The 12,063-nt window shown below is 69.4% G+C and carries 14 protein-coding genes; 8 read left to right on the forward strand and 6 right to left on the reverse strand.

The window, feature by feature from the left end:
• Positions 1 to 2: 2 nt before the first annotated feature.
• On the forward strand, positions 3 to 1,109 hold the full coding sequence (locus tag ACWEIJ_RS09915) for a GAF domain-containing sensor histidine kinase (protein WP_449836761.1): 1,107 nt from the start codon (positions 3 to 5) through the stop codon (positions 1,107 to 1,109).
• On the opposite strand, the gene ACWEIJ_RS09920 is transcribed toward ACWEIJ_RS09915, so the two are convergent.
• On the reverse strand, positions 1,087 to 1,704 hold the full coding sequence (locus ACWEIJ_RS09920; protein WP_449836873.1) for a response regulator: 618 nt from the start codon (positions 1,702 to 1,704) through the stop codon (positions 1,087 to 1,089). The two genes, ACWEIJ_RS09915 and ACWEIJ_RS09920, sit on opposite strands and share 23 nt — an antisense overlap.
• A gap of 118 nt (positions 1,705 to 1,822) precedes the next feature.
• Here ACWEIJ_RS09920 and ACWEIJ_RS09925 point away from each other — a divergent pair, with 118 nt between their 5' ends.
• On the forward strand, positions 1,823 to 2,260 hold the full coding sequence (locus ACWEIJ_RS09925) for a GNAT family N-acetyltransferase (protein WP_449836762.1): 438 nt from the start codon (positions 1,823 to 1,825) through the stop codon (positions 2,258 to 2,260).
• A gap of 42 nt (positions 2,261 to 2,302) precedes the next feature.
• On the opposite strand, the gene ACWEIJ_RS09930 is transcribed toward ACWEIJ_RS09925, so the two are convergent.
• On the reverse strand, positions 2,303 to 2,821 hold the full coding sequence (locus tag ACWEIJ_RS09930; protein ID WP_449836874.1) for a macro domain-containing protein: 519 nt from the start codon (positions 2,819 to 2,821) through the stop codon (positions 2,303 to 2,305).
• A 135-nt stretch (positions 2,822 to 2,956) separates the two neighbouring features.
• On the opposite strand from ACWEIJ_RS09930, the gene pheA reads away from it, so the two are divergent.
• Together pheA and ACWEIJ_RS09940 are read left to right on the forward strand one after the other, a co-directional pair.
• The gene (gene pheA / locus ACWEIJ_RS09935; RefSeq protein ID WP_449836763.1) at positions 2,957 to 3,847 is read left to right on the forward strand and encodes a prephenate dehydratase; all 891 of its coding nucleotides are present in this window, start codon (positions 2,957 to 2,959) and stop codon (positions 3,845 to 3,847) included.
• Complete coding sequence (locus tag ACWEIJ_RS09940; RefSeq protein ID WP_449836764.1) at positions 3,844 to 4,437, forward strand: histidine phosphatase family protein; 594 nt, start codon at positions 3,844 to 3,846, stop codon at positions 4,435 to 4,437. The genes pheA and ACWEIJ_RS09940 overlap by 4 nt, the downstream gene beginning before the upstream one ends.
• Before the next feature lie 28 nt (positions 4,438 to 4,465).
• On the opposite strand, the gene ACWEIJ_RS09945 is transcribed toward ACWEIJ_RS09940, so the two are convergent.
• The gene (locus ACWEIJ_RS09945) at positions 4,466 to 4,816 is read right to left on the reverse strand and encodes a metallopeptidase family protein (protein ID WP_449836765.1); all 351 of its coding nucleotides are present in this window, start codon (positions 4,814 to 4,816) and stop codon (positions 4,466 to 4,468) included.
• The gene (locus ACWEIJ_RS09950) at positions 4,813 to 5,835 is read right to left on the reverse strand and encodes a septum formation family protein (protein WP_449836766.1); all 1,023 of its coding nucleotides are present in this window, start codon (positions 5,833 to 5,835) and stop codon (positions 4,813 to 4,815) included. Before ACWEIJ_RS09950 ends, ACWEIJ_RS09945 begins: the two co-directional genes overlap by 4 nt.
• 192 nt (positions 5,836 to 6,027) lie before the next feature.
• On the opposite strand from ACWEIJ_RS09950, the gene ACWEIJ_RS09955 reads away from it, so the two are divergent.
• The 4 genes from ACWEIJ_RS09955 to serS all read left to right on the forward strand — a co-directional run bounded on the left by ACWEIJ_RS09955 (position 6,028) and on the right by serS (position 9,663).
• Positions 6,028 to 6,675, forward strand: coding sequence for a hypothetical protein (locus ACWEIJ_RS09955; protein WP_449836767.1), 648 nt, complete (start codon positions 6,028 to 6,030; stop codon positions 6,673 to 6,675).
• A 5-nt stretch (positions 6,676 to 6,680) separates the two neighbouring features.
• Positions 6,681 to 7,844, forward strand: a complete 1,164-nt coding sequence (locus ACWEIJ_RS09960) for a glutathionylspermidine synthase family protein (protein WP_449836768.1) — start codon at positions 6,681 to 6,683, stop codon at positions 7,842 to 7,844.
• 21 nt (positions 7,845 to 7,865) lie between these two features.
• The gene (locus ACWEIJ_RS09965; RefSeq protein WP_449836769.1) at positions 7,866 to 8,321 is read left to right on the forward strand and encodes a DUF350 domain-containing protein; all 456 of its coding nucleotides are present in this window, start codon (positions 7,866 to 7,868) and stop codon (positions 8,319 to 8,321) included.
• 88 nt (positions 8,322 to 8,409) lie between these two features.
• Positions 8,410 to 9,663: a serine--tRNA ligase gene (serS, locus tag ACWEIJ_RS09970; RefSeq protein ID WP_449836770.1), complete on the forward strand. Its 1,254-nt coding sequence runs from the start codon at positions 8,410 to 8,412 to the stop codon at positions 9,661 to 9,663.
• Here serS and ACWEIJ_RS09975 read toward each other — a convergent pair.
• Both ACWEIJ_RS09975 and lhgO read right to left on the reverse strand, forming a co-directional pair.
• Positions 9,650 to 10,747: an acyltransferase family protein gene (locus ACWEIJ_RS09975; RefSeq protein WP_449836771.1), complete on the reverse strand. Its 1,098-nt coding sequence runs from the start codon at positions 10,745 to 10,747 to the stop codon at positions 9,650 to 9,652. The genes serS and ACWEIJ_RS09975 overlap by 14 nt on opposite strands.
• 115 nt (positions 10,748 to 10,862) lie before the next feature.
• Entirely contained in the window at positions 10,863 to 12,038 is a 1,176-nt protein-coding gene (gene lhgO / locus ACWEIJ_RS09980; protein WP_449836772.1) for an L-2-hydroxyglutarate oxidase, read from the reverse strand.
• Positions 12,039 to 12,063: the final 25 nt, after the last annotated feature.

Here is a 12,063-nt window from a genome sequence, read left to right on the forward strand (position 1 = left end):
CCATGGACCCCTCCCTGGCGCGGCGCGTGCTCGTCGCGTCCACCGAGATCACGTCGGCGGCGCTGGAAGACCCGGAGAACGTGCTGCGGCTCGTGGTGGAGGCGGCCGCGGAGATCGCGGACGCCGACCTCGGGCTCGCCATGCTCGCCACCGGGGACGACGACGGCACGCTCACGGTCGAGGCGTCCAGCGGCGAACCGGTGGTGGCGACGCTGAGCCCGCGCAGTGCCGCCGCGAAGGCCGCGCGCACCGGGGTGCCGGTGATGGCCGACGACGTCACGAGCGACCCGCGCACGGCCCCGTACGTGCCGCAGGCGTTGCGGAGCTACGGGCCGTTCGCGGTGGCGCCGTTCGGCACCTCGGACCGCAAGATCGGTGCTCTGGCGGTTTATCGCCGTAGAGACAAATCGCCGTTCACGCAGGAGACGGTGGACGTGCTGACGGCGTTCGCGGCCCAGGCAGGCCTCGCCGTCGTGCTCGCCGAGGGCTTCACGGCACGGCAGCGCGTCGCGGTCTACGAAGAGCGCGAACGGATCGCCCGCGACCTGCACGACGTGATCATCCAGCGGCTCTACGGCGCCGGCGTGCAGCTCAGCCTGCTGGAACGGCGTCTGGGCAAGAAGCTCGACGCCTCGCAGCGCGCCCGCATCGAGGAGGCCGTCGAGCTGGTCGACGAGACGATCGCCGAGGTCCGCGCGACCGTCCGCAAGCTGCGCAACACCGATCCCGCCGACTCGGCCGACCTGCTCGACTCGATCAACGCCGAGGTCCGCACGGCCGGCGAGCTGCTCGGATTTTCGCCGCGCCTGCACGTCGCGGGCGATCTGGCGAACGTGCCGCGGCGGCACGCCGACGACGCACGGGCGGCGTTGCGCGAGGCGTTGTCGAACGTCGTGCGGCACTCAGGAGCCACGCACGTGCAGATCGACGTACGGCGTGACGAGAAGCATCTGCTGCTGCGGGTCGCGGACAACGGGTGCGGCATCCCGTCCGGGGTTACTCAGCGCGGATTGCGGCACCTCGCCGAGCGGGCGAAGTCCGCGAGTGGCGATTTCCGCGTCGCGAGTTCACCGAACGGGACGACGCTCACCTGGTCCGTCCCCGTTTAGCCACCCAGGCGGCGGCTTGCGTGCGCCGTTCCATGCCGAGTTTGGCGAGCACGGACGTCACGTAGTTCTTCACGGTCTTCTCCGCGAGGAAGAGCCGTTCACCGATTTGGCGGTTCGTCAGGCCCTCGCCGATCAGCTCCAGCACGCGCTGTTCCTGATCGGTGAGGCCGACCGGGGCGGGATTGCGCATCCGTTCGAGCACGCGCGCCGTCGTGGCGGGGTCCAGAAGGGACCGTCCAGCCGCGACTTCGCGCACGGCCGTGACGACGTCCTGGCCCCGCACCTGCTTGAGCAGATAGCCGGACGCGCCGGCCATGATGGCCCCCACCAGCGCCTCCTCGTCGTCGAACGCGGTCAGCACGAGGCAGCGGATGCCGAGATCGCGCAGCGACCGGCAGAGGTCGACGCCGCTGCCGTCGGGCAGCTGAACGTCCACGACGGCCACATCGGGCGGGGTGTTCTGGGCGCCGGTCACCGCCTCGTTCACCGATCCGGCTTCGGCTATGACCGAGATGTCCGACTCGTCGTCCAACATCTCGCGCAGCCCCCTGCGCACCACTTCGTGATCGTCAACCAACAAAACGCGCACTGGCACGAATCCACCGTACGTCGAATGGCTGTTCCTGAGTACGCCTCGTATTGGCAAAGTTCTTGTCATGGCAGAAGGCTCGGTACGACCGGTCGAGGAAGCAGATCGCATAGTTGTCGCCCGATTGGTACTCGAGCTATGGGGAGCACACACAGCCGTCGCGCACGGCGAAGTGTTCTTCCCGGCGAGTCTGCCGGGCTTCCTCGTGGAGAAGCAGGGCCACGTGCTCGGCCTGCTGACCTACGCGGTGGCGAACCACCAGCTGGAGATAGTGACGATCGACGCGCTGCGGCGGGGCCGCGGCGTCGGCACCGCGCTGGTCGACGCCGCGGTTCGCCAGGCGCGCGCACTCGGGTGCACTCGGGTGCGGCTGACGACCACGAACGACAACCTCGACGCGTTGCGGTTCTACCAGCGGCGCGGCTTCAAGCTGGCGGCGTTGAGACCGGACGCGGTGCGCGAGGCGCGCAAGCTCAAGCCGGAGATCCCCGCGGTTGGGGATTACGGCATCCCCATCACAGATGAGGTCGACCTGGAACGATGGGTCGCACCCCGCCAGTAGTCCACAGGTGTCCACAGCTCTGTCCACAGGGTTGTGCACAAGTCAGACGTGCAGCGGGTTGAACGCCTCGTCCCACGCGGCCGCGACCTGATGCGCGCACGTGGACGGCGCGACGCCGCCCACCCCGGTGCCGAGCCCCGGCATCGCGATGGTGTGGACGGCGTCGCGCACCGGCGTGCCGTCGTCGAGGCGGCCTTCGAGCCAGAGCCTGAGCACCGCCCGCGCCGCCAGGTACGGGTGGACGGTGTCGATCGGCAGCCGCTCACCGGGCCGCCGCATGGTCGGCGCGCTGATGAGCCACGCCGGTTCGGTCTCGCCGGTCGCCACGACCTGCGCCTCGCCCACCGGCAGCTCACCGCCGTGCAGCGCGAGGACCGCGCTGCGGACGTTGTTCTCGACCTGGGGGAACGCCGTGGCGTAGACGGCGTCGATGCCGCCGCGCATCCAGCCCTGCGAGTTGGCCGGGCTGACGACGGCCTGCGCGCGGATGTCCAACACGGACCCGCGATGCACCCGCACTCCGGTGCGTCCGTCCGCGACGGCACGCCAGGCGTTCGCCATCGGTTCGTCGACCGCGCACAACACGAGTTCAGGCGCTAGAGCGGGCACGCCCCAAGCATTCCAGTTCGCACGGTCCCGGCGGAACCCAGGTTTGGCCGCTGACACAGGCGTGATTCGCGCCTCTAGGCTGACTCGGTGCCTCGCATTGCGTACTTCGGACCACAGGGGACCTTCACCGAGCAGGCCGCGCTCCGGTTCGGCTCCGATCTCGTCCCCTACGAAACGATCCCGCTCGCCGTCACCGCCGTGCGCAAGGGCGAGACCGACTTCGCGTGCGTGCCGATCGAGAACTCCGTCGAGGGCGCCGTGCCCGCGACGCTCGACGTGCTGATCCGCGACGAGCCGGTGGTCGCCGTCGCCGAGACGGTGCTGGACGTCCGGTTCAGCGTCCTGGTCCGGCCGGGGACGACGGAGATCAGGACCGTCGCCTCGCACCCGCACGCGCTGGCCCAGGTGCGCGACTGGATCGCCGCGGAGCTGCCCGGCGTCACCTCGATCGCGACCTCGTCCACCGCCGCCGCCGCGGCCGCCGTGGAGCGCGGCGAGTTCGACGCCGCCGTGACCGCTCCGGTGGCCGTGAACCACTACAAGCTCGACGAGTACGCCACTGACGTCCTCGACGTGGCCGACGCCCGCACCCGCTTCCTGCTGCTGCGCCGTCCCGGCGCGCTGCCGGAGCCGACCGGCGCGGACCGCACCAGCGTCGTCGTGACCACCCCGAACCGCGTGGGCGTGCTGTCGGAGCTGCTCACCGAGTTGGCGTTGCGTGGGATCAATCTCACCGGCCTCGAATCACGCCCCACGAAGGGCAAACTGGGGGAGTACCGCTTCTACATCGACGTCGAGGGGCACATCGCAGAACCGAGGATCGGTGACGCGCTGGCCGCGCTGCACCGACACTCGCGCGAGATCCGGTTCCTCGGGTCCTTCCCGAAGGCCGACCACGAGCCCGCAGAGGCTCACAACGACGAGTTCGCCGCAGCAGCCGCTTGGGTCGATGCTGTCAGAAAGGGCGAGCGCGGGTGAAGTTGCTGCTGGTCAGGCACGGTGAAACGGCGTCGAACATCGACCGCAAGCTGGACACGGCCATGCCGGGTCCCCCGCTCACCGAGCTCGGCCACAAGCAGGCCCGCGAACTGGCCGACACCCTCGCCGGCGAGAACCTCGTGGCCGTCTACGCCAGCATCGGCCTGCGCGCCCAGCAGACCGCCCTGCCCACCGCCGAACGCTTCGGCCTGCCGGTGCAGATCCTCCAGGGCGTCCACGAGATCCAGGTGGGCTCCCTGGAAGGCCGCAACGACACCGAGGCCTACAAGGCCTACCTCGACACCGTCATCCGCTGGGCCGAGGGCGAGCTCGACCTGCCGTTCCCCGGTGGCGGTGAGACCGGGCAGCAGGTGCTGGACCGCTTCCTCGGCGCCATCGAGTCGATCCGGCAGGACGGCACGGTCATGGTCGTGACGCACGGCGGCGCGGGACGGATGGGCGCGCTGGCGCTGGCGTCGAACGTGCCGGTGGAGCTGGCCGAGAACCTGCTGCCGAACACCGGCGTCGTGGTGCTGGAGAGCGAGGGCGACGGCTGGGTGTGCCGGTCGTGGGCCGGCGTCGAGGTCTAGCCCGGCTTCAGGGCTGGTTGCGAGGCCGCTAACCCCAGCCCAGTTCGTGCAGGCGCGCGTCGTCCACCCCGAAGTGGTGGGCGATCTCGTGCACCACGGTGATCGTCACCTCCTCGACGACGTCCTCCTCGGAGTCGCAGATGTCGAGGATCGCCTCGCGGTAGATGAAGATGTGGTCGGGCAGCGCACCGCCGTAGTCGCTGTTGCGCTCGGTCAGCGCGATCCCCTGGTACAGCCCGAGCAGTGACGGCTCGTCCGGGTTGCGGTCCTCGACCAGCACGACCACGTTGTTCATCGCGTGCGTGAACTCCGGCGGGAGCAGGTCCAGCGCTTCGGAGACCAGCTCGTCGAAGCGAGCCCGGGTCATCTCGACGGTCATCGGTTCTCGGTGGTCGTGGTGGGCGCGCTCGACGACGAGGGCTTGTCCGGCTTGCCGGAGTCCGAGGGCTTGGCCGACTCCGACGGGGGCTTGCCCGACTCGGAGTGCAGCGGGGCGCCGGTGGGCTCGTCCTGCGGCTTGACCGCGGTGGTCTGCGGTGGGTTCGCGGTGGTCAGCGGGGCGCCGTTGGGGTTGCGGACGCTGCCGCTCCACGCGACCAGGTTGTTGCCCTGGGGGACGGCGCCGATCTTGCAGTTGGCCTTGCGGGAGCCGACGGCCCAGCTCTTCTCGGAGCGGGTGTCCCAGGTGACGAGCAGGCTCTTGGCCTTGAGGTCGGCGCCGCCGGTGTACTCGTTGGCGATCGCGGCGCACTTCTCGGACATGGCGGCGTCCTGCTTCTCCACCGTCAGGAACTCGCCCTCGGGGTGCTGGACGACGCCGATGATCTCGAACGCGTGCGGCTGGGCGCAGTCGACCGGGTCACCGACCGTGTTGTTCTCGCCGAGCGCGAGGCAGACGCCGGGGTCGTAGACGTTCGACTGGTCCTGGGTCCTGGCGCTGCCGAACGACGGCAGGGCCGCGCCGGACGGTGCGGTGACCTGCAGGCCGCACCGGATCTGGCGGTAGCCGTCCGACCAGCGGTGCTCGTCCGGGTTCAGCGTGCTGACGCCGTACTTGCCCTCCGGGTCGAGCTTGCCGGACATGTAGCTGTTGCCGGTCTGCGCGCACTGCTCCTCCGCGATCTTCTCCCAGGCCTGCGCGTTCGGGAACGGCGCTTCCTTGGGGTACTTCGCGGTGATGTCGGCGGTGCCGGTGACCTCGAACCGGTGCGCGGCGGAGCAGTCGACCTTCTGCGCGTCGGAGAGGTCCTTGCGCTCCCAGTTCAGGCACTCGCCCGCGACCGCCTGGTAGGCGGCGTTGACCAGTTCGCGCTTGGAGCCCAGCGGGCCTCCTGCCAGCACGGACGTGAACGCGGACAACATCAGCAGCACGAACGCGCCCAGGAATGCCCCGAGCATCACAAGCCGCGTGTCGCGGATGTGACCAGCTCGACTCAACCAACGGGCGCTCGGAGACATCTCATCCATGATGCCCGTGCTGTGTGAGACGGCTGTGCGCCGGGTTGGGTGGAGTGTTGCTATTAGGACACTCGTCACTCAATCGGCCGTGTTTCAGCTGCTTCGCTCGGTACCTTGCCCGCGGGAGTGGTGATGACTGACAACAACTTGCCAGAACCTGGCCAGCCGACGCCCCAGCCTGGGCCACCGCCGGCGCAGTCCGGCGAACCTCTGCAGCCGCCGCCGTACCAGTCGGCGCCGGCGCCGCAGCCGGGCCCGCCCGTCAAGGGCCGCATCCGGCAGCAGCAGGCCGGCGTGACGCAGCCGCGCCCGCCGTCGGTGGCCGAGCAGCGCGCCCGTGCCGCCGCGGTGAAGGCGCAGGAGGAGCGGTTCGCCGCCGAGTCCGCCGCGTTCGAGAAGAAGCGCAAGACGCGCAAGCGCCTGCTCATCGGTGGCGGTGTCACCGTGGGCATCGTGGCGCTGGTCGCGATCTGGTACGCGGCCGCCAGCCCGTCGAACGTGACGGCGCAGTGCACCGACCAGAACAACGTGATCGTCGACGACGACTACTGCTCCGACAGCTACTACCGCAGCCACGGCGGGTACAGCAGCGGCGGCTTCATCTACATCGGCGGCAGCTCGTACCGCTACAACTACGGCGGCTCCGGTGTGGTCGGGCAGAAGGTCACCGGCGGCAGCTACACGATTCCCAAGGGCGCCAACGTCGCCACGAAGTCGGGCACGTCGATCCAGCGCGGCGGCTTCGGCATCAGCAGCGGCTCGTCCAGCAGCGGAGGCTGACCCAGTTGCGTCGTGAAACCTCCCAGCCGCGACCGAACTGGCAGCGCACGGTCTCGGACCAGGGCCTGGTCTTCGGCCTGCCCGCCAAGTACGCGAACGGCACCGACCGGCCCTACTGGGACGAGTCCGTGCACTACGTGTTCGAGATGAGCGAGGTCCTCTCGCTCGAAGCCGACGTCGAGCTCCTCCACTCCATGTGCCTCGACGCGGTCGACAACGTCGTACTCACCGAGCGCTACCGGGACTTCGGCATCCCCGAGTGGGTGTGGCCGCACATCGCCGAGTCGTGGCGGCGCCGCGACCCGCACGTCTACGGCCGCTTCGACCTGCGCTACGACGGTTCCGGCCCGGCGAAGCTGCTCGAGTACAACGCGGACACCCCCACGTCACTGCTGGAGGCCGCGTACATCCAGTGGTACTGGAAGACCGACGCCTTCCCGGACGACGACCAGTGGAACTCGCTGCACGAGCGCCTGGTCGAGCGCTGGACCGAGATCGGCGCCAAGCTGCCGTCCGGTGAGCTGCACTTCAGCTGGTCGAGCGCCGACCCGTCCGGTGAGGACCACCTCACCGCCGCGTGCCTGCAGGAGACGGCCGCCGAGGCCGGCCTGAACACCGTGGGCATCGCGATGGAGGACATCGGCTGGGACACCCTGCTCAACCGGTTCGTCGACCTCGAAGAGGCCCCGATGAACACGGTGTTCAAGCTCTACCCGTGGGAGTGGGTGATCGAGGAGCAGTTCGGCCGTCACGCCGTCGAGTCGCTGCCCGGCACCCTGTGGATCGAGCCGCTGTGGAAGATGCTGCTCTCCAACAAGGCGCTGCTCGCGATCCTGTGGGAGATGTACCCCGGCCACCCGAACCTGCTCCCGGCCTACCTGAACAACCCCGGCATGCTCACCGAGTACGTGCGCAAGCCGCTGCTCGGCCGTGAGGGGTCGAACATCCAGATCGTCGCCCCCGGCTACGAGACGCAGACCGGTGGTGTGTACGGCAAGGAAGGGTTCGTGTACCAGCTGTTCGACCCGCTTCCGGAGTTCGACGGCTACCGCCCCGCGTTGGGCGCCTGGGTCGTCGGCGACACGTCGGCAGGCCTCGGCATCCGGGAAACGGTCGGTCTCGTGACCGACGATGGCGCGGCGTTCGTGCCGCATCGAATTGTTGAGTAAGTCTCCGAAAGGGAACAGCACATGACGACCACGCTGCTGGCGTTGGATCCCGGCTTCGGCGCGACCCTTGGCCGGAACATCGGCGCGATCGCGCTGTACGCCGTCGTGGGTCTCGTCCTCATGGTGTTCGGCTTCTACGCGATCGACTGGACGACGCCGGGCAAGCTGTCGGCCCTCGTCCGCAACGGCTGCCCGAACGCCGTCATCGTGACCGCCTCCGGTCTGCTGTCGATGGCCTTCATCGTGGTCGTCGCGATCACCAGCTCGGTCGGCAAGCTCGACGAGGGCCTGCTGTCGGCGCTGATCTACGGCCTGGTCGGCATCATCGTGCAGGTCGCGGCCGTGCGGCTGCTGGAGTGGGTGACCAAGCTCGACATCGGTTCGATCATCGAGTCGGACCGGTTCGCGCCCGCCTCGGTCGTGGTCGCCGCGGCGCACGTCGCGCTCGGTCTCGTGGTCGCCGTCGCCATCAGCTAGTTCGCCCGCAACGCGAGGAGTCCCCGCCCGCGCCACCTTCCGGATATCCGGATGAGAGGTGGAACGGGCGGGGACTACCCTTTTCAGGGTGATTGACCTCAAGGTGTTGCGCGAGAACCCGGAGATCGTGCGCGCTTCGCAGCGTGCCCGCGGCGAGGACGAGGGTGTCGTCGACTCCCTGCTGTCCGCGGACGAACGCCGGCGGACCGCCATCTCCCGCGCGGACACCCTGCGCGCCGAGCAGAAGGTGCTCGGCAAGGAGGTCGGCAAGGCCAAGGGCGACGAGCGCGCCGCGCTGCTGGCGAAGGCCAAGGACCTGGCCGCCGAGGTGAAGGCCGCCGAGGCCGAGCAGAACGCCACCGCCGCCGAGGTCGACGAGCTGCTCGCCAAGATCCCGAACCTGGTGCACCCGGACGCGCCGGTCGGCGGCGAGGACGACTTCGTGGTCGTCAAGACCGTCGGCGAGCCGCGCGAGTTCGACTTCGAGCCGCAGGACCACCTGGACCTGGGCACCAAGCTCGGCGCGATCGACATGGAGCGCGGCGCCAAGGTCGGCGGCAGCAGGTTCTACTTCCTCAAGGGCGTCGGTGCGCAGCTGGAGCTCGCGCTGCTCAACATGGCGGCGCAGCAGGCCACGGCCAACGGCTTCCAGCTCATGATCACGCCGACGCTGGTGCGGCCGGAGATCATGGCGGGCACCGGGTTCCTCGGTGCGCACTCCAGCGAGATCTACCACCTGCCCAACGACGACCTGTACCTCGTCGGCACGTCGGAGGTGCCGCTCGCGGGCTACCACGCCGACGAGATCCTCGACGGCGAGCGCCGGTACGCGGGCTGGTCGTCGTGCTACCGGCGCGAGGCCGGGTCGTACGGCAAGGACACCCGCGGCATCATCCGCGTGCACCAGTTCAACAAGGTCGAGATGTTCTCCTACGTGAAGCCGGAGGACGCCGAGGCCGAGCACGCCCGGCTCCTCGCGTGGGAGGAGGAGATGCTCGCCAAGATCGAGGTGCCCTACCGCGTCATCGACACGGCGACCGGTGACCTCGGCATGTCGGCGCACCGCAAGTTCGACTGCGAGGCGTGGGTGCCGACGCAGCAGAAGTACCGCGAGCTGACCTCGACGTCGAACTGCACCACGTTCCAGGCGCGGCGGTTGAACGTGCGCTACCGGGACGAGAACGGCAAGTCGCAGATCGCGGCGACGCTCAACGGCACGCTGGCGACCACGCGGTGGATCGTCGCGATCCTGGAGAACCACCAGAACGCCGACGGCTCGGTCAACGTTCCGGTGGCGATGAGGCCGTTCATGGGCGGCCTCGACGTGCTCAGGCCGAACTAGTCGCGAGCTCGGGCTGCTGCGGCTCCACCACGGCGGCAGCCCGGGCCTTCTTCCTGTCGTTCAGCTTCTTGATGAGCGTCCGGCCGACGTTGATCATCGGCTGCTCGACCCAGCGGTACAGCAGGTCCGCGGCGAGGATGCAGCCGATGGTCACCACGACGCCGGTGAGCGTGCGGTGGGCGGCGAGCGCGGGGATCGCCAGCGCGACGACCCAGCCCACGAGGCCCTGGATCAGGTAGATCGAGTACGACCGCTCGCCGAGGAAGACCATCGGCCGCGTCGACAGCGCCCAGCTCACCGGGCCGCGGCTCAGCGTCGCCACCACGAACAGGGCGACCGCCAGGCCGTAGAGGGCGACCGGCACCATGCCCTTCGTGCCGCCCTCGACGAGTGCGGCGTCGATCTGGTCGATGTTCATCTGCACGGCGACGACGATGATGCCGATGGGGAACGCGGCCAGCGGGTGAGTCAGCGGCCGCAGCAGCGCGAAGCCCTTCGGGTTGTGCAGCACGAGCGCGAGCAGGCAGCCGAAGATGATCATGTAGTAGGCGGCGGACGAGAGCTGGCCCGGCATCGTGAACTGGCCGATGAAGGCCAGCACCAGCAGGGCGAGCGTCATCGGCAGGCGCCGCTTCAGCGTGAACGCGCCGATCGTGAACATCAGCGCCGGCCACACCAGGTAGAACTTCTGCTCCACGCCCAGCGTCCAGGTGTGGCCGTACATCATGCCCGGCGGCACCCACTCGTTCATGAACGTCAGGTACTTCACCAGCACGGTGTCCAGGGCCATGGCGCGGTACTCGCCGCGCAGCCAGGCGAACCCGATCACCAGGAACAGCACGACGTAGTAGACCGGCATGATCCGGAAGATCCGGCGCAGGTAGAAGTCGCGCAGCGAGATCTTGCCGTTGCGGGCTTCCTCGCGCAGCGCCAGCGTGGTGATCAGGTAGCCGGAGAGCACGAAGAACAGGTGCACGCCGATCCACCCGTTGAGGCGCGCGTAGGCGGGGCCCGCGAAGTGGAAGACCACCACCATGACGGCGGCGAGCGCACGGATGCCGTCGAGAGCGGGGAACCGCTTCATCCCCAGATACTCAGCGTGCGTGATTGTGCGCATGTTGGCAGATCCCCAATGGGCTAACGGCTGCACCGGACCCGAAGGAGTATGTCAGCCGTCCGTGTTGATCTACGGCGTGGTGTCACCCAACCGAGCGATCGAGGACATTTGCGACATACTTCGCGATCTCCAGTGAACCCGTCGCCGCTGGTGACGGAGCGTTCAGCACGTGCACCTGACGGGGACCGGTCTCGATCAGGAAGTCGTCGACGAGCGAGCCGTCCGGCAGCATCGCCTGCGCCCGCACCCCGCTCTCCGCGCGCACCAGGTCGTCCTCGCGCACGGCCGGCACGAGCCGTGCGAGAGAGGCGGCGAAGCGTTTGCGCGACAGCGACCTGAGCACCTCGTCGACGCCGGTCCGCGCGTACTTGCGCGCCAGCCGCCACGCGCCGGGGAAGCGCGCCACCTCGGCGAGGTCGGTCAGCGACACGTCGCTCCACCGGTAGCCCTCGCGCCGCAGCGCCAGCACCGCGTTCGGCCCGCAGTGCACCGACCCGTCGAGCATCCGGGTCAGGTGCACGCCGAGGAACGGCAGCGTCGGGTCCGGCACCGGGTAGATCAGCCCGCGGACCAGGTCGGTGCGCCGCAGCTCGTAGTACTCACCGCGGAACGGCACGATCCGCGCCGCCGGGTGCAGGCCGGCCAGCCGCGCGATCCGGTCGCTCTGCAGGCCCGCGCAGTTGACCAGGGCATCGGCGCGGACGACCCCCTGCGGCGTCGCCACCTCGACCGACGAGCCCACCGTCCGGATCGCCAGCGCGGGGGACTGCAGCCGCAGGTCGTGGCCGTCGAGCGAGCGCACCAGCGCCGCGCAGACCGCGGGGTAGTCGATGATCCCGGTGCTCTCCACGCGCAGAGCGGCCACGCAGGCCACCTCCGGCTCGTACTCGCGCGCCTCACCGGCGGAGACGAGCTTCGCGGGCACCCCGTTGGCCTCGGCGCGCGCGGCCAGGTCGTGCAGCCTGGGCAGTTCGTCCTCGGAAGTGGCGACCACGAGCTTGCCGCACACCTCGACCGGAACGCCGTGCTCCTGCGCGAACGCGACCATCGACGCGTTGCCGGCCACGGACATGCGGGCCTTCAGCGAACCGGGCTTGTAGTACAGCCCCGCGTGCACGACGTTCGAGTTGTGGCCGGTCTGGTGAGCGCCCCAGCGCTTCTCCTTCTCCAGCACCGTCACCCGAGCACCGCGCGAGGCCAGCTCGGCCGCCACCGCGAGCCCGACGATTCCGCCACCGATCACCACAACAGAGCGCACAGTGACGAAATCTAGTGATCGGCGG

This window comes from Lentzea sp. NPDC004789 (genome assembly GCF_053601075.1).

Excerpts from the sequence above, each read along its gene's own strand:
- ACWEIJ_RS09915 (WP_449836761.1), top strand. The coding sequence starts at position 3 with ATGGACCCCTCCCTGGCGCGGCGCGTGCTCGTCGCGTCCACCGAGATC.
- ACWEIJ_RS09930 (WP_449836874.1), bottom strand. The coding sequence starts at position 2,821 with ATGGCGAACGCCTGGCGTGCCGTCGCGGACGGACGCACCGGAGTGCGG.
- ACWEIJ_RS09945 (WP_449836765.1), bottom strand. The coding sequence starts at position 4,816 with ATGACCGTCGAGATGACCCGGGCTCGCTTCGACGAGCTGGTCTCCGAA.
- ACWEIJ_RS09950 (WP_449836766.1), bottom strand. The coding sequence starts at position 5,835 with ATGCTCGGGGCATTCCTGGGCGCGTTCGTGCTGCTGATGTTGTCCGCG.
- ACWEIJ_RS09955 (WP_449836767.1), top strand. The coding sequence starts at position 6,028 with ATGACTGACAACAACTTGCCAGAACCTGGCCAGCCGACGCCCCAGCCT.
- ACWEIJ_RS09965 (WP_449836769.1), top strand. The coding sequence starts at position 7,866 with ATGACGACCACGCTGCTGGCGTTGGATCCCGGCTTCGGCGCGACCCTT.
- ACWEIJ_RS09975 (WP_449836771.1), bottom strand. The coding sequence starts at position 10,747 with ATGAAGCGGTTCCCCGCTCTCGACGGCATCCGTGCGCTCGCCGCCGTC.